The 25,274-nt window shown below is 47.6% G+C and carries 17 protein-coding genes; 11 read left to right on the top strand and 6 right to left on the bottom strand.

Annotated elements, in window-relative coordinates; genetic code table 11:
- Positions 1–48: 48 nt before the first annotated feature.
- From VNE01S_RS13425 to ppsA, 7 genes are all read left to right on the top strand, one after another.
- Positions 49–2,889 carry an AMP-binding protein gene (locus VNE01S_RS13425; protein WP_053394589.1) on the top strand — a complete coding sequence of 947 codons (2,841 nt, stop codon included), beginning with the start codon at positions 49–51 and terminating at the stop codon, positions 2,887–2,889.
- Positions 2,890–3,015: 126 nt separating this feature from the next.
- Positions 3,016–3,192 (top strand): hypothetical protein, encoded by a 177-nt coding sequence (locus VNE01S_RS19475; protein ID WP_169773941.1) that lies wholly within the window; start codon positions 3,016–3,018, stop codon positions 3,190–3,192.
- 196 nt (positions 3,193–3,388) lie between these two features.
- The gene (acsA, locus tag VNE01S_RS13420; RefSeq protein ID WP_053394588.1) at positions 3,389–5,116 is read left to right on the top strand and encodes an acetate--CoA ligase; all 1,728 of its coding nucleotides are present in this window, start codon (positions 3,389–3,391) and stop codon (positions 5,114–5,116) included.
- Positions 5,113–7,140: a pyruvate dehydrogenase (acetyl-transferring) E1 component subunit alpha gene (pdhA, locus tag VNE01S_RS18920; RefSeq protein WP_082331647.1), complete on the top strand. Its 2,028-nt coding sequence runs from the start codon at positions 5,113–5,115 to the stop codon at positions 7,138–7,140. The genes acsA and pdhA overlap by 4 nt, the downstream gene beginning before the upstream one ends.
- On the top strand, positions 7,133–8,428 hold the full coding sequence (locus tag VNE01S_RS13405) for a dihydrolipoamide acetyltransferase family protein (RefSeq protein WP_053394587.1): 1,296 nt from the start codon (positions 7,133–7,135) through the stop codon (positions 8,426–8,428). Before pdhA ends, VNE01S_RS13405 begins: the two co-directional genes overlap by 8 nt.
- A 35-nt stretch (positions 8,429–8,463) precedes the next feature.
- On the top strand, positions 8,464–8,694 hold the full coding sequence (locus VNE01S_RS13400) for an acyl carrier protein (RefSeq protein WP_245649899.1): 231 nt from the start codon (positions 8,464–8,466) through the stop codon (positions 8,692–8,694).
- A gap of 93 nt (positions 8,695–8,787) precedes the next feature.
- Positions 8,788–11,202 (top strand): phosphoenolpyruvate synthase, encoded by a 2,415-nt coding sequence (ppsA, locus tag VNE01S_RS13395; RefSeq protein ID WP_053394586.1) that lies wholly within the window; start codon positions 8,788–8,790, stop codon positions 11,200–11,202.
- Positions 11,203–11,220: 18 nt separating this feature from the next.
- Here ppsA and VNE01S_RS13390 read toward each other — a convergent pair whose 3' ends face one another.
- The 4 genes from VNE01S_RS13390 to VNE01S_RS13375 form a co-directional block, all read right to left on the bottom strand.
- Positions 11,221–12,045 carry an iron-sulfur cluster-binding protein gene (locus VNE01S_RS13390; protein WP_245649898.1) on the bottom strand — a complete coding sequence of 275 codons (825 nt, stop codon included), beginning with the start codon at positions 12,043–12,045 and terminating at the stop codon, positions 11,221–11,223.
- Positions 12,035–13,078, bottom strand: coding sequence for a 4Fe-4S dicluster domain-containing protein (locus VNE01S_RS13385; RefSeq protein ID WP_053394585.1), 1,044 nt, complete (start codon positions 13,076–13,078; stop codon positions 12,035–12,037). Before VNE01S_RS13385 ends, VNE01S_RS13390 begins: the two co-directional genes overlap by 11 nt.
- A complete protein-coding gene (gene fdhF, locus VNE01S_RS13380) occupies positions 13,075–15,258 on the bottom strand; it encodes a formate dehydrogenase subunit alpha (RefSeq protein ID WP_053394584.1) in 2,184 nt (727 codons plus the stop codon). The genes VNE01S_RS13385 and fdhF overlap by 4 nt, the downstream gene beginning before the upstream one ends.
- Positions 15,259–15,366: 108 nt before the next feature.
- Positions 15,367–16,194 (bottom strand): formate/nitrite transporter family protein, encoded by an 828-nt coding sequence (locus VNE01S_RS13375; protein WP_053394583.1) that lies wholly within the window; start codon positions 16,192–16,194, stop codon positions 15,367–15,369.
- Positions 16,195–16,299: 105 nt separating this feature from the next.
- On the opposite strand from VNE01S_RS13375, the gene VNE01S_RS13370 reads away from it, so the two are divergent.
- Entirely contained in the window at positions 16,300–19,002 is a 2,703-nt protein-coding gene (locus VNE01S_RS13370; RefSeq protein WP_053394582.1) for a cation-transporting P-type ATPase, read from the top strand.
- Positions 19,003–19,855: 853 nt separating this feature from the next.
- A complete protein-coding gene (locus tag VNE01S_RS13365) occupies positions 19,856–20,056 on the top strand; it encodes a hypothetical protein (protein WP_053394581.1) in 201 nt (66 codons plus the stop codon).
- 197 nt (positions 20,057–20,253) lie between these two features.
- On the opposite strand, the gene VNE01S_RS13360 is transcribed toward VNE01S_RS13365, so the two are convergent.
- Positions 20,254–20,772, bottom strand: coding sequence for an NUDIX hydrolase (locus VNE01S_RS13360; protein WP_053394580.1), 519 nt, complete (start codon positions 20,770–20,772; stop codon positions 20,254–20,256).
- Between the two features lie 366 nt (positions 20,773–21,138).
- Here VNE01S_RS13360 and VNE01S_RS13355 point away from each other — a divergent pair, with 366 nt between their 5' ends.
- Entirely contained in the window at positions 21,139–22,137 is a 999-nt protein-coding gene (locus tag VNE01S_RS13355) for a 2-hydroxyacid dehydrogenase (RefSeq protein WP_053394579.1), read from the top strand.
- 66 nt (positions 22,138–22,203) lie between these two features.
- On the opposite strand, the gene VNE01S_RS13350 is transcribed toward VNE01S_RS13355, so the two are convergent.
- Positions 22,204–24,564, bottom strand: a complete 2,361-nt coding sequence (locus VNE01S_RS13350; RefSeq protein WP_053394578.1) for a Lon protease family protein — start codon at positions 24,562–24,564, stop codon at positions 22,204–22,206.
- Positions 24,565–24,763: 199 nt separating this feature from the next.
- On the opposite strand from VNE01S_RS13350, the gene VNE01S_RS13345 reads away from it, so the two are divergent.
- Positions 24,764–25,258, top strand: coding sequence for a hypothetical protein (locus VNE01S_RS13345; RefSeq protein WP_053394577.1), 495 nt, complete (start codon positions 24,764–24,766; stop codon positions 25,256–25,258).
- Positions 25,259–25,274: the final 16 nt, after the last annotated feature.

Below are 25,274 nucleotides of genomic sequence, written 5' to 3'. Positions count from 1 at the left end.
TACGTGTTTGATAGCGGAATCCCCCTTATAAATAGCAGGAAGCGTAGCATGTCTGATAATGATGATAACAAGACACATAGAGATTCAGCGGACGTCGCACACAAGGTTCTTCAGATCGTTAGAGACCTCTCTCTTGAATTAGATGCTGAAGCCCTATCATCAAACTCTCTGAGCTTAGACAGCGACCTGGACCATGACCTCAACTATGACAGCCTGACGCGAGCAGAGCTGTTAACCAGAGTCGAAAATCGTTTTAACGTCTCACTACCAGAACACACGCTCTCTCGCATCCAAACCCCTCAAGATATTGTCAACGCAGTATTACAAGCCGCGCCTTCAGAACAAGCTCGATTATCAAATACGGCCACTCAACCACTTCAGTTAAGCAGCGTAAAAAAGCAACCGACCGACGTAGATACACTGCAAGCACTGCTTGACTGGCATGTGGAGAATCATCCCACCCGACCTCACCTTTACGTTTATCAGGATGCGGATGATGTGGTGGAAATCAGTTACCAACTACTGAGAGACAAAGCACTTGAAGTCTCGGCTGGGCTAGTCAAAGCAGGAATAGAAGCTGGGGATTGTGTGGCGATTATGCTGCCAACCAGTGATGACTACTTCTACAGCTTTTTTGGGATACTTTATGCTAGGGCGATTCCGGTACCGATTTATCCACCAGCTAGAATCCAACAAATTGAAGACCACTTAAAACGCCACGCCAGTATTCTGAACAACGCACAAGCCAAAATGCTCATCACGGTTCCTGAAGCCAAATCCCTTGCTCACTTGTTGCAATTGCAGGTTCCATCGATCGAGTCTGTCGTCACTGCCGTGGATCTGACTGGCTCTGCAAACGCGTTCGATGTCGGTCAGGCTAAAACCAGCGACATTGCCTTTATTCAATACACCTCTGGCAGTACTGGCGTGCCCAAAGGAGTAACACTCACACACGCGAACTTGCTGGCTAACATTCGAGCGATGGGAAAGGTCGTTGGTGCCAGCTCTGATGATGTTTTTGTCAGCTGGTTGCCTGTCTATCATGATATGGGCTTAATTGGCGCGTGGCTTGGCAGCCTGTACCACGCAATCCCTTTGGTGATCATGTCACCTATACTGTTTTTAACCAAACCGGAGCGGTGGTTATGGGCCATTCATCGCTACCGAGGCACGCTCTCGCCTGCTCCTAACTTTGCTTATGAACTCTGTGTGAGCCGAGTAAAGGAAACTGACTTAGAGGGGTTGGATCTGAGCAGTTGGCGACTGTCATGGAATGGCGCAGAACCCGTGAGCCCGCAGTCGATTAAAAACTTTACAGAGCGGTATGGAAAATATGGCTTTAAGCCAGAAACTATGTCGCCCGTTTATGGTTTAGCCGAATCCTCCGTTGGGCTGACCTTTCCGCTCAAAGTAAGAAAGCCGCGTGTCGAGTATGTCGAACGAGAAGCGTTAAGCCACTTTGGCCGTGCGGTTACCACTCGGCATGATGGAAAGAATGCTATTGCTGTGGTCGGTCTTGGGCATCCGCTCCCGGGCCATCAGATTCGTATTGTCGATGAATTAGGCAAAGAGTTACCCGAAGGTGAGGAAGGCGCCCTTGAGTTTAAGGGGCCATCTTCGACACAGGGGTATTATCGTAACCCAGACAAAACTCGCACACTCTATCACGACGACTGGTTGGTGACGGGCGACCGCGCTTTTACTCTCGATGGAGAACTCTTTCTCACCGGACGCAGCAAAGACATCATTATCAAAGCGGGTCGTAATATTTACCCTCACGAGTTAGAGCAAGCGGTTGCCAATGTATCAGGGATACGCAAAGGCTGTGTTGCCGTATTCGGCTGTCACGACCGTCGTTCAGGCACCGAAAAGCTGATTGTTTTGGCTGAGAGCCGCGAAACCAGTCAGGAAGAAATCAGCCAGTTAAAAAAGCAAATCGCCGCTCTTGCTTTGCATTTATTAGACAGCCCTGCCGACGACATTGTGATAGCGCCTCCTCATACCATACCAAAAACATCGAGCGGAAAAATTCGCCGCAGTGCCTGCAAAGAGCTGTATGAACAGGGATTGCTCAATAAAGGGCAAAGCGCTGTCTGGCTCCAAGCCATACGCCTTGCTGCCGCTGGCATCGTGCCGCAATTACGTAAATATACCCGCACTGTTTTCGATATCGGCTATGCCGCCTATGCTTGGCTAGTAATGGGATTACTGGCACCCGTTACTTGGCTTCTTGTTGCGGCAGTCAATCATAAAGACTGGTGCTGGAAGATCACGCAACTTGGCGCCCGTGCGTTGATGCGTCTTACTGGTACAAAGTGTTCTATCGAAGGGCTAGAAAATTTACCTAACCACAACACCCCCTGCATTTTGGTGGCGAATCATTGCAGCTACTTAGATGGTTTGGTATTGGTCGCGGCAACAGGTTTACCGTGTCGTTTTGTTGCCAAAAGTGAGCTACTAAAAAATCCATTCGCACGCATTTTTTTAAGTCGACTTGGCACTCAGTTTGTAGAGCGTTTCGACGTAGAGAAAAGTGTTGTGGATGCCAAAAAGCTGTCTGAAGACGTTAAAGACTGTCAGCCAATTGTTGTCTTTCCAGAAGGCACGTTATATCGAATGGCGGGGTTGCATCAATTTCATATGGGCGCTTTTATCGCGGCAGCGAATTCCGGTGTGCCTATTGTCCCCATCACGCTGCGTGGAACCCGTTCGAAACTCAGAGGAAGCTCACTGTTTCCGCGCAGAGGTGATATCAGCATTACCGTTGGTAAACCTCTTTATCCCAACGGAAATAACTGGCAAGCAGCGATTACTTTGCGCGATCAAGCCAGAGTCCACATCCTCCATCATTGTGGTGAACCCGATTTAGCTCATGACACCACAAGATAATCGGTGTCTACACTGCTAATAGACGACTGTGGTTTTCCTTAAACGGTTACGCTCAGTAATCCAATCAACCGCGCACCTTCATCTATACTTTTAGTAACAAAGCACGGCAAAGAAAGGCGGTTTCAAATGGACTTTACAGAAAAACTGCGCTTAAAAGGCAAAGCGGAAGAAGACCTATATTTCGCTGAATTGGACCGTCAACTGATTGAAGCGATGCATAAAAAGCAACGGCGAGAAAACAACCGTGCCCAACCCGAGCATGTTGATGACGGTGGCCCTCACTTCCAGACGCGCCCTAAATAAAGCATCTTTGTGTTGAATATCGGCATCAGTGCAAACGCTGAAACAAAAGGCAGTTTCAGCGGCGTTGGAGCATAACTGTCACTCGAACATTAGCAAATTCTTAATATCACGGTGGAAAAGCGTCGCTGATAAACCATACTTTTATCACGTCTACTTTCTCTCTGGACAAGGTTCACTTTTGTGCAGGATGCCATATATGTTTAAAACACTCTTTCACCAAGATCTCGCTGATAACGCTAACCTTAAAACCGATGCACCACTCTCCCCTCCGAGTATTAAAGGGCTAGCTGACGGGGCGCTCAATATTGGTTATGAAGCATTAGATGGGCATGTTGACGATTCTATTCAGCACAAGTTGGCATTACGTTGGATCAGCAAAGATGATCAGATTGTCGATTACAGCTATCAAGAACTCAGCCAGCAAACCAGCCGTTTTGCCGATGTGCTATCTCAACTGGATTTACCACAAGGCAGCAGAGTCTTCACGCTGGCTGGCCGGCGACCAGAGCTTTATATCGCCGCCCTCGGAACACTCAAAGCAGGTTGTGTCTTTACCCCTCTGTTTTCTGCATTTGGTCCAGAGCCCATCCGCTCGCGTATGGAAATAGGCAATGCCAATGTGGTTGTCACCACTCGAAGTCTCTATCGTAAAAAATTGAAAAGCTGGTGGCGCGATTTACCTCACCTCAAAGCCGTCTTACTCATTGATGGCAACCCTGACAACGAGCCCGGTTGCTACGATTACAGTACTCTTATGGCAAAGGCCGACCCCAATCGCCTAAGTAAAGCCACGCAGCCAGAAGACATGGCTTTACTGCATTTCACTAGCGGCACTACGGGTAAGCCCAAAGGTGTCATTCACGTCCACAATGCCATTAAGCATCACATTCGATCAGCCTTCTACGCACTAGACCTAAAACCCAACGACATTTATTGGTGTACCGCGGATCCAGGCTGGGTGACTGGCACAACATACGGCATCATTGCCCCACTTTGTTTAGGTGTGACCATGATTGTGGATGAAGCAGAGTTTGATGCCGAGCGATGGTACCAAATTCTGCAAAACCAGCATGTCACCGTTTGGTACACCGCACCGACCGCGATTCGTATGTTGATGAAGACAGGCAGCGAGTTACCCAAGCAGTTCGATCTTTCCGGCTTACGTTTTATGGCCAGTGTCGGCGAGCCACTGAACCCAGAAGCGGTAGAATGGGGAGAAAATACACTCGGTATGCCTTTTCATGACAATTGGTGGCAAACCGAAACGGGTGGCATCATGATCGCTAACTTTCCGAGCCAACCGATCAAGCCTGGCTCCATGGGGAAACCTCTCCCTGGGATAGAAGCCGCCATCGTTAATGCCTCTAGCACTGGTGAATTCAAGCTAGAAACTCAACCCATGCGAGTTGGCGAACTCGCGCTAAAAAGCGGTTGGGAGTCCATGTTCAGGGGCTACCTAAATCAAGAAGCCAAATACCAATCGTGCTTTCACGACGGGTGGTATCTGAGCGGTGATCTCGCGATGAAAGATGAAGACGGCTATTTCTGGTTTGTGGGTCGTAAAGACGACTTGATCAAATCTTCCGGCCACTTAATCGGCCCATTCGAGGTAGAAAGTGTATTGATGGAACACCCTGCCGTTGCCGAAGCGGGTGTTATCGGTGTCCCTGACCCGGTCGCAGGGCAGATAGTCAAAGCCTTTGTCGCACTCAAACCCGGCATCACCCCCGATGACGATCTTCAGCAAGCGCTACTCGGCTTAGCGCGAAAAAGGCTCGGCGCTGCAGTTGCCCCCAAAGCCATTCTGTTTCGAAACAATCTGCCCAAAACACGCAGTGGCAAAATCATGCGCCGTTTACTTAAAGCGCGAGAGCTTGGGTTGCCAGAAGGCGACATTTCAACATTGGAGAGCGATGAACAATGAATAAGAGACTCCATATCAACCGTCAACACTTGCTCGAACAGTTAGAGCAAATGCTTCGCATCCGTCGCTTTGAAGAAAAATGTGCCGAACTCTATGCCATGGAGAAAATTCGTGGCTTTCTTCATCTCTATATTGGTGAAGAAGCGATTGCCACAGGCGTTATGGCGACGTTAAGCCAAGACGACCAAATCGTCGCCACTTATCGAGAACATGGTCACGCGCTCGCTCGCGGGCTTAGTATGGAAAGTATATTGGCAGAAATGTATGGTCGCACAAACGGATGCAGTCATGGTCGCGGTGGCTCGATGCACCTGTTTGACAAAAATCTGCGTTTTTATGGCGGCAATGCCATTGTGGGCGGTGGACTACCGTTAGCCACGGGGTTAGCGATGGCGAACACAAAAATGCAGCGAGATGCGATTGCAGTGTGCTTTTTTGGCGAAGGGGCCGTTGCAGAAGGCGAATTTCATGAAAGCCTAAATTTAGCCGCTTTGTGGCAGCTTCCCGTCCTCTTTGTCTGTGAAAATAATCGCTATGCCATGGGAACCGCACTCGCGCTTTCTGAATCCGAAACCAATATCGCCCAAAAAGCCCGCAGCTACGCCATAGAGGCAACACAAGTCGATGGCATGAATGTCGTTGACGTGGAAGCTGCCGCATCGGAAGCCGTCGACTACATTCGAGAGCAGCAAAAGCCTTACTTCATTGAATGCCAAACGTATCGCTTTCGTGGGCACTCCAGTTTTGATACCCAACTTTATCGCGATAAAAGCGAAGTATCACTCTGGGAAGAAAAAGGGCCGGTAAAACAATTGATCCAATGGCTACGTAAAAACAGCCACTTTCAGGATAAAGAGCTGTCTGTCATTGAAGACAAAATCGCGCAAGAAATTCGTGACGCCGTCGCCTTTGCTGAAAGTGGTGAATTGGAACCCGAAGAGCAACTCACGCGTTTTGTTCATAGCCCCGAAAGCCAGCCTCCCCCAGCCCCCGTCCCTTCAAGCCAAACCCCAGCAACATTAACCTACCGAGGAGCCTTGCGCGCCGGCATTAACGATGTGCTAAACAGTGATCCACGCGCCTTTCTGATGGGCGAAGATGTCGGACGATATGGTGGCTGCTACGCCATCAGCAAAGGGTTACTTGAGCAGTTTGGTTCCGAGCGAATTATTGATACCCCTCTGTGCGAATCGGGTTTTGTCGGTGTTGGCGTTGGGGCGGCTCTTGGTGGCATGCACCCAATTGTCGAAGTGATGACAGTGAATTTTAGTTTGCTCGCCATGGATCAGATCATTAATACCGCTGCGACGCTGTTACACATGTCTGGCGGGCAATTCAACGTTCCTATCGTCATCCGCATGGCGTGTGGCGCGGGAAAACAACTGGCAGCGCAACACTCTCACAGTTGGGAAAACTTCTACGCTCATGTTCCGGGTTTAAAAGTATTAAGCCCTGCGACACATAACGACGCCAGATATATGCTCAGCCAAGCGATCGTAGACCCTGATCCTGTGCTCATTTTTGAGCATGTCATGCTGCTCAACGAAGAAGGTCTGGTCAGCGACAAGCCTGATGCGCCAATGGACCAAGCCTTAGTTCGCAAAGAAGGTAAAGACGTCACGTTGATCACCTACGGCGGAAGCCTCGGCAAAGCCTTACAGGCCGCGAAACAATTACAGGGCGAAAGCATTGACGCCGAAGTGGTCGACCTTCGCTCACTCAGACCGCTCGATAAAGCCACCATTGTTAGCAGCATCAACAAAACCCACCGCGCGGTGATTATTGATGAAGGCTGGTACACCGGCAGTTTAGCGGGAGAAGTCAGCGCCATAATAACGGAGAACGCCTTTTGGCAACTGGATGCGCCAATAGAACGCGTTTGTACCCAAGAAGTACCCATTCCTTACGCGCACCATTTAGAGCAAGCCGCAATCCCTCAGTGTGACAACATCATCGCGGCCGCCAAGCGCGTATTGATGCTACCGGATTGGCAATCAGAGGGAGGAGCATCAGGCGATGAATAACCATACAGACAATCGTTCATTGGTTGATATCACGATGCCCGCCTTAGGAGCAGATATGCGTGACGGCACCTTAATTGAGTGGCAAGTCAAACCCGGTGATCACATTGAAAAAGGCGATACGATCGCGGTGATTGAAACCAGTAAAGGGGCAATCGAGATGGAGTCCTACCACAGCGGTACCATCTCAGAATTGTTGGTCGAGCCGGAAATTAAACTGCCTGTCGGCAGTGTCATGGCAAGGATGGAAAGCGATAGTCCACTCAGTGAAAGCGCAATTGAAGAAGCGACTTCAGAGACCGTTCCACTGACGAATGAACAGCGTCAAGAGCCGGAGCTAGACGACACGCTGTTGCCGCCTTACATCCCGCCTAAACACTTACGTTCCGCTCCTTCCTCGACCGAAGCGATAAGCAAGTCACAAAGCAGATTGTATGCTTCACCCGCCGCGCGTAAACAGGCACATCAATCCGGTGTTGATCTCTCTACCTTAACTGGAAGCGGCCCCAATGGAACCATCGTCTTACGCGATCTCACGACTCAAATCTCGTCAAGGCCAGTCGAGCCTAGTAAAACAAATGCGTCGGCCACTCCAACATCAACCGCCACACCATCCTCCTCTGCCACGTCTGCAATGCGCCAAGCGATCAGTGATGCAATGACGCGCTCAAAGCAAGAAATCCCCCACTATTATCTTGCTTTAGAGATCAACCTCACTCAGGCGCAAAATTGGCTGGTGGAACAAAACCAGCAGCGAGAGCCAGAACAACGCTTATTGCTGCCAGCCATATTAATAACAGCAATTGCTCGGCAGTTGGCCAAGCACCCGCAGCTAAATGGCTTTTATCAAGATGGGCATTTTACCCCTAGCGCAGACATAAACATCGCAAACACCATCAGCCTTCGTGAAGGTGGCTTGGTCACCCCTGCGATTCTTAATGCCAATCAGCTCACCGTTGCACAAACAATGGACTCATTACGCGACTTAACAGAGCGAGCCAGGCACGGCCGTCTTAAAAGCTCCGAGGTAAGCCAAGGCACCATTACCGTCACCAGTATCGGTGAGCGTGGCGCAGATATGATTACTGGAGTGATTTATCCACCACAAGTCGCAATTATCGGCTTGGGTCGACTGCGAAAAGTCCCCGTGGTCGACGGAGATGCGATAACGGTTGGCGATGTTATGACCGTGACGCTCGCCGCTGATCATCGAGTCAGTGATGGTATTAACGGCGCGCGTTTTCTGCATGCACTCGCTAAACAGCTGCAACATCCGGAGGCCTTACTATGAACGAAGGTATGAACGAAAAAATGGATCACGAAAAGATGAGTTCAATCATAGCTGAAGCGCTAGCCCATATTGCGCCTGAAGTCGAAATCACTGATATCGACTTAGATGAAGATTTGCGTGAAGAGTGCGATCTCGACTCAATGGACTTTCTCAACCTGCTGGCGTCAATTAAGAAAAGTACTGGCGTCAGTATTCCAGAAAGTGATTACGCCAAGGTGCGTAGTTTCAGCCAGCTGCAAGATTATCTCCAACAGCACAGTAAGTAAGAGCGGTATCTGCTCATCTCATCGCCCACACAAAATACAAACAAGGGGCGAGATAGTGACTTAAACCAAATAATGAACACAAGGACGGACACCATGCAGGCAGATAGCGAGCAAACGTTGATTTACCCCTTTAAGGAGCTTCATTCTGGTGATGTCGCTCTGGTAGGCGGCAAGAATGCCAACTTAGGCGAAATGCTCAGTCAACTGAGTCAGTCGGGGATTCGCGTACCGGACGGCTTTGCGACAAGCGCACAACTCTATCGAGATTACCTTAAGCAAAATGAACTGGACTCCCCGATCGCAACCATTCTGCACGCTATGGATGACGGAGAGTTAACTCTGGCGCAAGCAGGTCAGGAAATCCGTCAGTTAATTGAGAATGGGTATTTCACTCAAGCGCAAGAAAGCCTGATTCTGGATGCATACCATAAGCTAGGTGAGAAGATTGGCGTTGATTTTGCTGCTGTTGCCGTGCGAAGTTCCGCCACCGCAGAAGACTTGCCTGAGGCCAGTTTTGCTGGTCAACAAGAAAGCTATCTGAACATCAGCGGTGACGAGCAAGTTCTTGACGCCTGCAAACAGTGTTTTGCCTCACTGTACACCGACCGCGCCATCGTCTACCGACAAGAACAAGGGTTTGAACACCAGCAAGTCGCGTTATCCATCGGGGTACAACAAATGATTGAATCAGAGTGCGCCGGCGTGATGTTTAGTCTCGATACGGAAAACGGATTCCCAGATGTTGTAATGATTAACGGCAGTTGGGGACTGGGGGAAACCATTGTCAAAGGCTCGGTCACACCGGATCGTTTTATGGTTTACAAACCTTTGCTTGAACAAAAAAACAAACGCCCCATCATTGAAAAACAACTCGGCAACAAGCTGGAAAAAATGCTGTTTAGTCAACCCGGTAGCTCTGATCATCCAACAGTGACGTTGCCAACCAGCAACGACGAAAGAAAACAATTGGTGCTGAGTGACGATGAGGTTCTGCAACTGAGCCGCTGGGCCGTGATCATAGAACAACATTATGGGTGCGCAATGGATATGGAATGGGCAAAAGACAGCCATACTCAACAGCTGTTTTTAGTTCAAGCAAGGCCAGAAACCGTCGAATCCCATCGAGATAGCGCTTTGCTGGTGAACTACCAACTCGACAAAACTTCTGCGCCTGTTCTGCTTGAAGGTGCCAGTGTGGGGGGCGCGATAGCAATAGCGAAAACGCACACGGTTCTATCACCCGATGATATTGATAGTTTTCCTGACGGTGCCATTCTCGTCACAGAACGTACCGATCCGGATTGGGTTCCTTTGATGCGCAAAGCAGCGGGGATCATCACTGACTCTGGCGGGCCAACCAGCCACGCCGCGATTGTCAGCCGAGAGCTAAAAGTCCCAGCAATTGTCGGAACAGAGCACGCGACGCAAATACTGCCATCGGGTAAAACTGTCACGCTATGTTGCGCTCAGGGTGCCACTGGCCGGGTTTATGATGGCGAGGTCAACTATTCCACTCAAGAGATCGACCTAAAAGCGCTACCAGCCACCAAAACCAACATTATGATCAACGCAGCCATGCCCGACGGTATTTTTCATTGGTGGCAACTGCCCACCTCTGGGATAGGTTTAACCCGAATAGAGTTCATTATTTCCAGTCAAATTGGGTTGCACCCGATGGCGTTATTGCACCCAGAACAAGTCACCGACCCCGGTGTTGAGCAGGCGATTCGCACTCGTTGTGAGGGATTTCCTACCATGGCGGACTTTTTTGTCGATAACCTCGCACTCGGCGTCAGTAAGATCGCGGCAAGTCAGTATCCAAAACCGGTAATTGTGCGCATGTCTGATTTCAAATCCAACGAGTACCGAGGTTTACTGGGAGGAGAGTTTTTTGAGCTACATGAAGAAAACCCAATGCTCGGTTTACGCGGGGCCTCTCGCTATTACCACCCTCATTACCGCGAAGCGTTTCAATTGGAATGTAAAGCGATCTTAAAGGCTCGAGAAGAAATAGGATTTGATAACATCATCGTCATGATCCCATTTTGCCGCACGGTCAGCGAAGCCGATAAAGTGCTTGAGGTTATGGCCGAAGCGGGCCTTAAACGCGGTGACAATGGGCTGGAAGTTTATGTCATGTGTGAAATACCCTCCAATGTCATTCTCGCCGATCGCTTTGCCGAGCGGTTTGACGGCTTTTCTATCGGCAGCAATGACTTAACTCAATTGGTATTAGGCATTGACCGAGACTCCGCCGAACTCAAGCCAATGTTCGATGCACGAGATGATGCAGTAAAAAGCCTTATTGAGCAGGTTATCCGAGTCGCACACCAAAAAGGATGCAAAGTTGGTATTTGTGGGCAAGCCCCATCAGATCATCCTGAATTTGCTGAGTTTCTTGTCGATTGTGGCATCGATTCGATCTCACTCAATCCTGACTCCTTTGCCAAAGGATGCGCGGTTGTGGCAAAAGCAGAGCAAGCGCTGGCGAAAGCCAATAAGATATAACGCCAACCTAAGCCGCACTCATGATGACAAGATGGCCCCCACATCGGCCCAGCGAAATGTTGGGCCTTTATTGCACACATAGTGCTGTTTCAAATAACAGTGCCCACACAACCCAACGGCACAATGCATTCGCCGCTCTACCGAGAGGTAAATATCTTTGGCATCAATACCGTAGTCGATAAGAAACTCACTCACAGCGCACATCATCGCTTCTGGCCCTGCCATCAACACACAGTCTGGCTGCTCACCAAACGAATTCAATACTTGCGGAAGCACACCTAGCGCGGTTCCTAGATAGTAGTTTTGCGCATCCAAACCGGTGATATCTTCCACCACATTGAACATCGGTATGCAGTGCTGCCAGTGTTCTCGCTCTGGCGTTAGCAGCAAGTTGTTCTTATTGCGAGCGGCATACACAACTTCCAACTGGGTAAAATTCTGCTGATCGATAAGTTGTTCAATAACGCTGACCAAGGGGGCCAAACCACACCCACCGCCGATAATCAGGATCTTTTTATCGGCAAAGTCACTGCTTAACCAGCCATGGCCGAATGGGCCCCGTGCTCCGAGAATATCACCTCGTCCTTTCGCAAAGAGCGCTTGTGTGACTGATCCCATTTTACGTACCAGCGCACGAAAATGTCCCGACTCGTTGGGCAATTCCGTAAACGTAAAAGGCGCTTCACCAACACCCGGCACACATAACATGAAAAACTGACCGCACTCGCTGTTTGACCATGCTGAAGTCATGTTCAGTAAACGAAATTGATAGTGACGGGTGTCTTCCCCATCGTCGTAGAAATCGATAATTTCAATGCTTTCTGGCGTTAGGCTATACATCATCTGCGATCCTTTTCATTAATGAGTGTACTCCAATCACGCCAGGGCAAGTCTGTTCGCAACGCCCACATCCCACGCATCCATACCGTCCGAACTCTGGAACAAAATCATGGCTAAACTTGTGATACCAAAAGCGTTCAACTCGTTTTCCCGCTTCCTTAGTAGGATTATGAAAACTCGCCTCACGCTGAAACCCCTCGTATAAACAAGAGTCCCAAAACCTCACTTGGGAAACCGTCGCTTCACCATCCGTTTTCTCTACCGACTTTTTTTCTACCGATCGAGTACCATAGCATGAACAGGTAGGACACAGCGTCGTACAGCCAGAGCAGCCCAAGCATTGAACGCCCACTTGCTGCCAAAACTCTTGCGGCACCTCGCCTTCTGTTACTTTGCTGATGCCATCAAGAAGGTAACGGTCATTAGGGAAAGCCCGCTCACATTGATTAATGTTTATCCAGCGTTGATTCTGCTCATTAGGCGCTGCAATCGTCAGATCCAACCCTTTCAATGCCTTTTCGCCTCGCTCAGAAAGCACTACCAATAGCCACTGTTGCTCATCAAGCGGATGAAGCACTAAATCAGCGGTTTCATCTCTGACACTTGGGCCAGCATTTACTGTCGGGCAAAAACCGTGTTCACAGGGCTGAGTACATTCCAACCCAACCAGCAACGCTTGTTGGCGGCGGGCTTGATAATACGGATCTTGTTGAAAAAACTGGTCTTGATAATGAATCGCGACCAAATCACAACTTTGCACACCAAACAGAACAAAGGACTCGACTTTGGGCAAGGTTTCTTTAAAAAACTGCCCATCAAACACATACATGGGTTCGCTTTCAGCAAAGAAGAAAGCTTTCGCTGAATGCAGTGGTTTGCGACTTATGAGTGGCGGTAACTGCTCACCATACACAGGCTGCCAGTAACACTCACTGGGTTCGCCCTCATTGTCTGCGACGACCTGATAAAGCTCTCTGCTCTGTAATAAATGGGCTCGAAGTGAGTCGATCGAATCTAGCAGGTAGGTCTCCATCATTTTGCTTCCCCCTGAAGTGTCCAAATTGCACTTGGTTGATGCCCGGCGGGTAATAGTTCCACTGCCACTGCACACGCTTTTAATTCAGGCATCTTAGTGACCGGGTCTTGCGCAGTATTGGTTAGCTGATTCGACGGCGCTTCTTTAAAGTGATAAGGCATACTCACCACCCCTGGGGGAACATCGTCCGTGATCATGGCTCGGGTTTCTATATAACCTCTCCTTGAGCGTACACAGATTGGGCTATACAAAGAGACTCCGAGCGAGTGGGCATCTTGTGGGTTAATGAATAAAATCCCGGGTGGAATTTCTCGCTCCAACAAGGGCGATTTTCGGGTCATAGAACCACAGCCATAATGAAAGTGAAGCCGGTTAGTGGTTAACAAAAGCGGAAACTGCTCATCCGCAGACTCTGCAATCGGCACATAATGAACGGGGGTTAAACGAGCGCGCCCAATAGGAAAGGTATCTTGATGGAGAACGCTTGTTCCTTCTGGTGCCTTATCATTACATGGCCATTGTAGACCATAGTTCTGCGCCAATTTTTGGTAGTTCATCCCTTGATAAGACGGCGTTAAAGAGGCCATTTCATCGAACACTTCTTCACTGCTTGTCCAATTGAGTGCGTGGCTTTCCATCCTTTCTGCCAGTGCTTGCAGCCATTGCCAATCTCCCTTTGCCTCACCTAGTGGCGGCATGGCTGGGTTGATTCGCTGCACGCGACGCTCACAGTTGGTAAAGGTGCCTGACTTTTCGGCAAAAGAAGCAGCAGGAAGAATGTAGTCCGCCAGCTTGGCGGTTTCTGTCATGGTCAGTTCAGCGACCACCAGCAAATCCAGTGATTTATAGGCTTGCCGAACGTGGTTTTGGTCTGGGTCTGTCACAACCGGGTCTTCACCAAACAGAATTTGAGCACGGAACTGTCCTTCTAAGGCGGCCTTTGTCATCCCTAATGAGGTTAACCCCTGTGCCGAAGCCACTTCGCAGCCCCACTGTTCAGAAAAATGCCGTTGTGTTTTCTTCTCATCAGCCAATTGATACCCGGGATAAACATTAGGCAAGCACCCCATATCACACGCGCCCTGAACGTTATTTTGTCCACGCAGTGGGTTAATACCGGTGCCCGGTTTGCCTATATGTCCACACACTAAGGCTAAGTCAGCCAAAGCAACCACATTGGAAGTACCGCTGACAAATTGAGTAATCCCCATGCCGTACAAAATCATGGCGAGCTCCGCTTGGCTATAACATTTTGCGGCTTCTCGAATCAATGCGGCATCAACCCCGGTAATCTTCTCAACCGATTCCGGAGTAATACTTTCAACCTGCTTTTCTAAGGCCTCAAAGCCATCACAACGACGCGAGATAAACTCTTTGTCATGCCATTGGTTACTGATGATGACCTGAATCATCGCGTTAATGAGCGCAATATTACTGCCAGGGCTAAGCTGCAAGTGTAAATCGGCAAGCTTAGCCAAACGCGTGACTCTCGGGTCGACGACGATGAGCTTTGCCCCCGCCATCTTGGCTCGTATTATCTGCCCACCCAAGACACTGTGATTCTCTGTCGGATCCGCACCAAACACGACGATCACTTCGGTTTCAAACAGATCTTTCGCGCTATTGGTCATCGCACCAGAGCCCAGCACTTGCTTTAACCCTGCGACGGTTGGGCTGTGACAAATACGCGCACAGTGATCAACATTGTTGGTGCCTAATACTGCTCGGGCAAACTTTTGCGCCGCGTAATTGTCTTCGTTGGTTGCTCGGGCGCTGCTGATAACACCCGTCGCATTAGGGCCAAACTCGTCAATAATCTCGGTTAGCATGGTGCTAATGTCATCCAGCGCCTCATCCCAACTGACAGGCACGAATTGATTGTTGCATCGCTTTAATGGTTGAGTGATTCGGTTATCTGGCGAAATCGCGTACGGGCTGCTCCAGCCTTTTTCACACAGCTTACCTTGGCTGATCGGATGTTGAGTTAATGGGCTGACACTACAAATGTGCCCTTCTTCATCGCAGGAAAGCAGCATTCCGCACCCCACACCGCAAAATGGGCAGATCGTTTGAGTACGTGTCAGGATCTTATCTGATGGGGGCAGGCTTTTCTTAGATTGCCCCGCTGCTGAATTAGAAGGCTTGGATGCCTTGGACAACTTGTTGTGGTGAGATCTCATAGCCGTTACCTTGCTACTTGAAACTAGCTAGATTATAGCAGTCACGATCAAAATCGCTGGGCGAACCGAGCGTTTTGATATTGGTGGGGCGCGTTGTTTCCATCCAAGCTACTGCCGTTTTTCAGGGTTACCACGCAGATAAATAATGTGATAAACCAAGCCAACAAATACGCTGCCACCCACGAGGTTACCCAAAATAACGGGTAATAAATTGCCTAAAAAGCCAAATACGCCCACGGAGTTTGCAACCTCTACCGTACCTGCGCTTTGCAGCATCATTGCCAAAGGAATAAAGTACATATTGGCGATGCTGTGCTCAAACCCCGCCGCAACGAAAGCGGAGATAGGAAAAATGATCGCTACCGCTTTATCGACAACACTGCGACCTGCCAATGCCATCCAAACCGCCATACACACCAACACATTACAAAGCACGCCACGGAAAAATGCCGTCCAGAAAGGCATATCGCATTTTGCGGCTGCGATTTTGGCATAGGTCAACGCAATCGCCCCTTGATTCATTTCTGGGTGTCCAGAAAGAAACACCAAAGTGGCAACACCAACAGCACCGACGAAGTTGGACAAACATACCACCACCCAGTTTTTCAAAAGCTCAGCTGTGGTGATTTTTTTGTCTGCCCACGCCATCGCCAGCAAGTTGTTCCCAGTGAATAGCTCGGCCCCCGCCACGATCACCAGAATCAGCCCTAAAGAAAAGGTCAATCCGCCGACGACTTGTTGCGTTGCGAACCCCAGTGATGCATCCGATTTCACAATGGTGAAGTACAACCCACCTAAACCGATAAACGCACCCGCCAAGATCCCGAGCATTACCATCGACAGCAGCGGCAAGCGTGCTTTAGTTACCCCAATAGAGTCCACCTTCTCCGCTATTTGCTTGGGTGAAAACGAGTCAAAACCATAAATATCAGCCACAAACGAAAGCCTCCTGCTTTCCTCTTCATACCCATAAGCTAGTTCATATTGTATAATTATCAATCAACGACTTTGCTCCTCGTGCCATCAGAAGAAGGCTTTCACATGGAAGAGAAAATCACCCTTTGGCACAATAAAACGACCGAAGAGACATTTTCTGCCCTCTTGAGCCAGCCATACGGACTGACTCCACAGGAAGCTTCTCAGCGCCTTGCTCAAAATGGTGCCAATAAACTCCCAACATCTCGCGGGCGTACCGCCTTCCAACGCTTTCTTAGCCAGTTTCATAATGTCTTAATCCATGTTTTGTTGGTTGTTATGGTCATCACCGCTTTACTTAACCACTGGGTGGATGCTGGTGTTATTGCAGGGGTGGTGATCATTAATGCCATCATTGGCTTTATCCAAGAGGGCAAAGCAGAAAACGCCCTCAATGCTATCCAAGCGATGTTAGCCCCGACCGCTCTGGTGCTGCGAGGTAGTCACCAAGTCATGATTAAAGCGGAAGAGCTGGTAGTCGGTGATGTCGTCATCTTGCAACCAGGCGATCGCGTACCTGCCGATCTTCGATTGTTTCGTAGCAAAGGTTTACAAGTTGCAGAAGCGGTATTGACTGGCGAGTCGATGACGATTGACAAACGCACCGCACCTCAACCAAAAGAGTGTGAATTGGCAGACCGAATCTGCATGGCTTACTCAGGAACAATGGTAACGCATGGGCAAGGATCCGGTGTTGTTGTCGCGACAGGGCTAAACACCGAGCTGGGGAAAATCAGTTCTCTGGTTTCACGCGTCAAACCAGCCACTACACCGCTACTAAAACAAATTGCACAATTTAGTCGATGGCTAACAGTGGCCATTTTAGCTGTGGCTGTAGCGACCTTTGCTTTCGGCTTACTGGTTCGAGATTACCCAGTCACAGATATGTTTATGGCCGCGATCAGCCTAGCCGTTGCAGCGATTCCTGAAGGGCTACCCGCGATTATGACGATCACCCTCGCTATCGGGGTAGAGAGAATGGCAAAGCGGAATGCGATCATTCGTCGTCTTCCTGCCGTGGAAACTCTGGGAGCGGTGACCGTAATTTGCACCGATAAAACTGGCACGTTGACTCGCAATGAAATGACCGTGCGCAACATAGTAACGGCAGATAACTCATTCGAGCTTAGTGGTACGGGTTATGATCCGCATGGCGTCGCCACGGTGAATCAACAAGCCATTTACCCAGAAGACTATCCCTTACTCACCAAAGCAGTCCAAGCGGCGGTGCTGTGTAATGACGCAACCTTAAGCCATTCCGACGAGCAATGGAAAATCCAAGGCGACCCGATGGAAGGCGCACTCTTAGTCGCAGGAATGAAACTCGGGTTAGACACAGACACAGAAAATAAGCAATTCCCACGCACCGACCTTATCCCGTTTGAATCAGAACACCGTTTTATGGCCACACTCCACCATAGTCACCAAGGGGAAGCATTCATTGTTCTTAAAGGGGCTCCCGAACAGGTACTGGATATTTGTGACCATCAACTCAGCGCTCAAACGGAACAAACCAAGGCCCTTGACCGAAGTTATTGGCACCAACAAATCGAAACAATGGCGAATCAAGGGATGCGAGTTTTAGCAATTGCCTACCGCCCTACCGAATACAACCAGCTCGAACTTACTTTTGATGATGTTTGCGATGACCTCATTATGCTGGGCCTTTTAGGATTAATAGACCCACCAAGAGAGGAAGCAATACAAGCGGTTAAAGCGTGCAATACCGCAGGCATACGCGTAAAAATGATGACGGGCGATCACGCTTTGACCGCAAAAGCGATTGCTCAGCAGGTAGGGCTAATGAACCCTCAAGACACCTTGACTGGCCAGCAAATTGATTCACTCAGTGATGATGAGCTATCCATTCGGGCAAAAGACGTTGATATCTATGCGCGAGTGAGTCCAGAGCATAAGATGCGATTGGTTAATACGCTGCAAAAACACCAGCAAATCGTCGCAATGACGGGAGATGGCGTAAACGATGCACCAGCATTAAAACGCTCCGATATTGGTACCGCGATGGGGATAAACGGCACAGCCTCAGCGAAAGAGGCAGCAGAAATGGTACTCACGGACGACAACTTTGCCTCGATTACTGCGGCTATCGAAGAAGGAAGAGCGGTATACGACAACCTAAAAAAGGCAATTTTATTTATTCTGCCGACAAACGGCGGCGAGGCATTGATTATTCTCTCCACCGTCATGCTTGGGTTTAAACAACTGCCGCTCACACCCATTCAGATCTTGTGGGTCAATATGATCACCGCAGTTACGCTGGCCTTGTCGTTAGCATTTGAACCCAAAGAAAAGAGCCTAATGCAGCGCACGCCCCGCTCCCCAAACACCCCGATTCTTAATACCCACCTTATTTGGCGAGTCCTTTTTGTTTCCGTCATTTTAATGCTAGGAACACTTGGCATGTTTGTTTGGGAAATGGATCAAGGTGAAGACATTGCCAAAGCCCGCACCATCGCGGTCAACACTCTGGTCATGTTTGAAGTCTTTTATCTATTCAATGCCAGATATATTCTCAGCTCCGTTTTCTGCCGACAGGGCTTAATCGGCAATGTGTATGTTTTAATCGCAATTGCCGTTCTTTTGGTTTTTCAGGCCTGTTTCACCTACTTACCCGTAATGCAAACGCTATTCGGCACCAGCGGGCTAGAGTTAGAAGTGTGGTTAAGAATAATAGCCGTCGCTTCTTCAGTTTTATTCTTAGTTGAGCTTGAAAAACACTACCTAAGGAAAACTGCTCGCAATAGATAGTCACTTTGGTTGGCACCTAAGCTTTCAAATTGAGTCACTACCTCAAGCTTTATGCAATTGGATGTTTTTACGCTTAGTACGTCATATCAATGACCACTGAGCTCCCCTAAAAATTACCAAGTTCGATCCAAATCTTGCGCGTAATGCCTAATTGCACATTTATACATCAAACATGAGTGGGGCAATATTTATTCGAATAGCACTATTGGCCTTAATTGGACTAAAAAGAAATCTATCAAGAGGCACCATTTTAACCATATGATTTTAAAGGTAATTAAAAGTTAATGAAGAAAAATATATCTATTATGCGTAAACAGTGTATAGTAGCGTCAGCTCTAGCAGTGAGCTATTGATTAAATATTTAGTTCAAGATCTTCTCAGTTTTTTTCGATTTAATTCGTAATATCTTTCCTGCGATACCTTTTTCTTCATTCCTTATTTAGTAGCTTTATTTTTACTCTAATCTATCGAAATACAGTCAAATAAGACAACTAAGTTAGACCTCTGGTCAACTATCATGGATTAGCTAAATAACGATGTGCTTAAACGGCATATTCTAACCAGAATAAATATCCACTTCTTTGATTTGAATTTTTTCATTTTTTGAGTTGGAAAAGACTGGTGAAATTAAAGATTTATAAGGCACAGCCTTGGTATGTTTTTATATACCATTAAAGAAGGAAATTAAACTTTGAAAAAGCAATTGACTTGCAATAATTCGAAAGCAGCGACAGTTAAAAGTAATGCTAAAGGCGAAAGCTTAGATAACATTCATAAGATAAGAAAAAAAATCGAACATATTCTGTTAGAGCGTGAACAAAAAAAGCTATGGGATCTATAAGGTTAGAACGACATGAGAAAACCAGTAAGAAAAACCGGCAAAAAAATGCGAAAAAACGACTTTGAAGAGCGATTTTCCCTTATGGTCGGAGAGTATAACAAAGCTAAAGAAGTTCTTGATTCTATGGAAGAAGGGACTTCTGAATATGCCGCGCAGAAAAAAACATGTGATAGGCTATTTGCCAATGCAGAACGATATATTAATAGAAAATAAATAACTTAGAATTCTATCTAACTTATTCAAGTTTCGCTCAAATATATTCTTATCAAGAATTACTATTCTATGATATTCGTATTATCAAACGAGCGTTACGGACTGGGCACTAAAGCTCGGTTAAAAGGCCATCCTTGCCTATCAGATCTTGATTAGACTGAAGAGCATTGAGGGCCTTTCTAATAAGTCAACAGAGCTTAAAGCATCTCTTTGGCGATCAAATGCAAGAGAAAGGTTTCACGCTCAATGCTCATGCCCTTTTTCGGACTTTCTGCAATCGTCTTCTCATTGTGTGCAATGGCGTCATGAATGTTGACCCACATTGGTTTCATGCCATTTTTGATTTCGTAATCTTCGTACGACGTTTCTCCAAGCTCCCTGTCAATTTTGCAGGTGTAGCAGTAAGAAATCATATGCATTACGTCGGCATCGTCTTTGTACCAAGGGCGAAACTCTTCGAAAATACCAAAAGGCTTGATGCTGTGGATATTGTTTGCGCCCGTCTCTTCTTCTAACTCACGTACCATGCCAGCGATCACATCTTCGCCTTCATCCAAACCGCCACCAGGAATGGTGTAGTCATGGTAACGTTCGGTATAAAGCAGCAGAATATCCTCACCGTCCACAACGATAGCTCGCGCGGCATTACGTTTAAACACAAGCTTATCATCTAGGTGTTCGATATCAGGGTGAATCGTGGTTTTAAGGTGTCTCATTAGAAAATTACATCAACAAAAATTTGCCGAGATTCTAACACATCACCTTCCCCTCTCAAGCGTTCCCCCTCAGTGATTAGTAACTATTTAGTCATTGAAAAAATCGCTCTCTTCTTATCCTTCTATCACTACATTCCGTACCAATAAGCTCGCTTGCTCTGAGAGTCCACAAATCACTGCTAAAAACGCCAATAGACGCTCATTTTCTAGCCATATATTCCATACTTACAAAAGCATCATCTTAAACCGCTGAGGCTCCATGTTTTTCAGTCAAATACCACAATAAATTGGTGGTTTTATTTTTTATTAATTAGATGTTCAATAGGGGAAATTTCCCTCCTTCATCTATTTTTTGAGAGGTCTTTTATGTTAGATGTCGCTTTTTTCAGTGCTAAGTCTTATGACCAAGAGTCGTTCAGCAAAGCAAACGAGAAATTTGGTTTTAATTTGCACTTCCACGATTTTGCACTTACACGTAAAACGGCTAAGATCGCGCAAGGTTGCCAGGTAGTGTGCCCTTTCGTGAACGATGATCTCTCGGCCGAGGTACTCACCTCGCTGGCAGAGCACGGCGTGAAGATGATAGCCATGCGCTGTGCGGGCTTCGACAGAGTCGACTTAGACGCGGCTAAAACGCTCGGGATCCAAGTCGTTCGAGTTCCTGCTTACTCACCAGAATCAGTAGCGGAACACGCGGTGGGCCTGATGATGAGCTTAAACCGTCGTTTCCATAAAGCGTATCAACGTACCCGTGACGCAAACTTTTCTCTAGAAGGTTTGGTCGGCTTTAACTTTCACGGCAAAACAGCTGGCGTGATTGGTACAGGTAAAATTGGCATCGCAACCATGCGCATTTTAAAAGGATTGGGCATGGATATTCTTTGCTACGACCCATACGAAAACCCTTTGGCCATTGAGATGGGCGCAACCTACTGCAGCAAAGAAGAACTGTTTTCAAAAAGTGACGTGATCACCCTTCACTGCCCGATGTCTGAAGAGAACTACCATCTACTGGATGAAAAAGCATTTAGCCAAATGAAAGATGGCGTGATGATCATTAACACCAGTCGAGGTGGATTATTAAATGCTGAAGCCGCAATCGAAGCACTGAAACAAGGCCGCATTGGTGCGCTTGGCTTAGACGTGTATGAAAATGAGAAGGAGCTTTTCTTCCGTGATAAGTCCAACGATATCATCGTAGATGATGTGTTCCGCCGTTTATCCGCTTGCCACAACGTGCTGTTCACCGGGCACCAAGCCTTCTTAACTCACGAAGCGTTAGGCAACATCGCAGACACGACACTAGGCAGCATTGATGCATTCCAAACTGGCAACAAGTCAGGTAATGAGCTTATTGAGCTCTAAAACTTCTTAGTGATCCATAAAAAATTAGGGCTTCCAAATGGAAGCCCTAAAACATTATCTGCTGGTTTATTTTCTCAATGAGTTTAATTTCGCCTGCGCGATACCAAACACGGTATTGATAGGATAGCTACCTTCTTCGCTCAGCTCGCCCGCGGGTTTGCCCATAAAGATCTCAATCGCTTCCACCACATGGTCGATGGCCCAAATATGGAACTCCCCTTTTTCTACCGCTTTGACCACATCGGGTCTTAGCATTAAGTTATGTATATTCGCCCTTGGGATAATAACGCCTTGCTCGTCATGACGCCCTTTGATGCCACATACCTCGAAGAAACCTTCAATTTTCTCATTCACGCCCCCAATCGGCTGCGCTTCACCAAATTGATTCATCGAGCCAGTAATTGCGATGTCTTGCCTATTCGGTTGTTTTGAAAACGCAGACACCACGGCACACAGCTCCGCCATACTCGCACTATCACCATCTACCCCACCGTAAGATTGCTCAAAAGTAATGGTAGTATTCAGTGGTACTTTCGCCGTTCGGCCAAATACCGATGACAAATAAGCGCTGAGAATCATTACCCCTTTGGAGTGAATACTGCCACCTAAATCGACACTTCTTTCTATATCGATAACATCACCCTCACCATAGCAGGTAGTGGCGGTAATGCGGTTAGGTGCGCCAAACATATATTCGCTGGTACTCAGCACAGACAACGCATTAACCTGACCCACTTCCTCGCCTTCGGTTTGCATTAAAGTCGTGCCGTTGACGAACCCTTCCATCACTGAATCTTTCAGCCGACTGACGCGTAGCTCTTGGTTCGCTAATGCTTCTTCAACATGAGTCGAGCGAATCATATTTGAATTCGATTGCTTAGCCACATAGTTAGACTCTCGCAAAAGATTGGCAATATGAGCCGAATGCAGTGAGAGTTTTTTCTGATCGCCCGCTAAGCGCGAGCTATGTTCAATGATTCTCGCGATGGCTTTGCGGTCACAATGCAGCATGCCATTATCATGCACGACGCTGGAAATAAAGCGCGCGTAGTGCAGTTCAGACTCATCGCTACGCCCCATCTCGTCTTCAAAATCGGCGGTCACTCTAAACAGTTCGCTAAACTCTGGATCGTAATGTTGCAGCAGTTGATATGTCCGGTAGTCACCAAATAGGATGATTTTTACGTCCAATGGAATCGGTTCTGGATCCAGGGAAACTGTCCCGGTTAGCGTGACTTCTTTCTCTAAAGAGGTAAAACTCAGCTGACGCGAACGTAATGCGCGCTTTAAGCCGTCCCACACATAAGGCTGCTCTAGCACCTTTTGTGCATCCATCAACAACACGCCACCATTGGCTTTGTGCAGGCTACCAGCTCGTATTAAAGAGAAATCCGTAAATACGGTGCCCTTGAAGGTTGCTGTCTCAATGTAACCAAACAAAGAGTGATAGTTTGGGTTCTCTTCAACCACAATCGGGAAAGTATCACCTGAGCGGCTTACTAACACGTTAACCTTGTAGCGGCGCGGTAATTTTTTGTCTAATGAGGCGCTTGCCATCTCCGCTTGCTCGGCACTACTTTCAAGAAAAATATCCGCATTCTCGACAATATCTTTTTGCAGTTCGGTCAAATATGTTTTGATTTCAGGATAGCGTGAATAGTCATCTTTTAGCTGTTTAATGAAATGCGTGATCACATCCAAGGTAACATCGTCATTAAGCTTTTTAATTTTCTCACTATACGCCTCTTCCCATTCGGTTAGCTGGCGCACCATATCACGGAGTTTAACTTCCAGCTCATCAATGGTCTCACCGAAGTATTCTTGATCCTTCTTAGTTAGGGCATCGAAGCTTTCTTCGGTGTGCATCTCATCACCGTTCATTGCAACAAACTGGTAGTCGCCCTGAGTTGTGATGGTCAGGCTAACCCCTTTGGCTTTCGCTTCTTTAGTAATTTGTGCCAGTCCCGCTTCTTGCTTTTGAGCCAGCTGATTCTTCAGTTTATCCGCACGACTAAAGTAGATTTCATTGTCAAACGCCAATGGCATCGCGTTCAGCAATTTGGAAATCAACTTTTCGATATCTTGCTTAAACTGGCTACCAATTCCGCACGGAAGTTTAAGCACTCTTGGCGTACGTATATCTTCAAAGTTCGCCACATAACACCAATCATAAAGCTGCGTAGGCTCATGCTTATGACGGTTAAGGTAACGTAGAATCATCGTACGCTTACCTAGTCCGTTTTGGCCGATGGCATAAATGTTGTAGCCCTTCTCTTTAATCGACATCGCAAATTCTACCGCCTTTTGCGCGCGCTTTTGCCCCACAATCTCATCGATTGGCGGAAGCTCTTTGGTCGACTTACTTGGCAACATTTCCAGCTCGGCAGCGTGATACAACTGAGTTGCCTCTAACCGTTGAATAGCCATCTTCAATTTCCTTATTTGAACTTCTTTTGCCTTAGTGTAGGCTATATTTAGTTATATTTTAGTGACTTAGGTGTTATTTGTGTTTAAGTGATTAAATATCCATCAATTAACCTTTTCGGCCGTTAAATGATAACCATTTGCAATCGAGAATAAATTCTATTTAAATAGGCTCCATAAATTTCGGTGGAGTAAAGAGAACATGGATCTACAACAGTGCTGGACACACTACCTAAAAGCAGAACAGTTATTGGAACAAGGGCACTGGCCAGAAGCACACTACTTATACGATCTGGTCCTTTCAAACCTCCCCTCTCACATTCAGTGCGCGATTGAAAATAAGGCAACCAAACCCTGCCAATTCAGTTGCTTGCTTACTGGTTTGCGAGATGCCGCTATATCGCAATCTGAAATCCTCAATAAGTTAGGCCAACATCAGAAAGCCTTTGACTTACTAAACCAAAGCTATGCCCTACTTCAGTTTCTCTCGATTGAGAGCTCTGAGCTGGTCAAAGCGACTCACCATGTTTTAGACAGAAACAGCGAAGAGTTGCTGCAACATATGGGAGCGTTTTGCAGCGCGCAGCGTAATGCGCAATGGTTGCTTGAGTTCGAGCAAGTACAAAAAGCTCATCATCACTTTGCAACGCTTAAAACCTACCACGCAGCCACGGAAAGCTCTCGCGTTATAAATTAAATAATAAAGGAATACC

It is taken from the genome of Vibrio nereis NBRC 15637 (assembly GCF_001591105.1).
GTDB lineage: Bacteria > Pseudomonadota > Gammaproteobacteria > Enterobacterales > Vibrionaceae > Vibrio > Vibrio nereis.
This window is presented reverse-complemented; position numbering and strand designations above follow the sequence as displayed.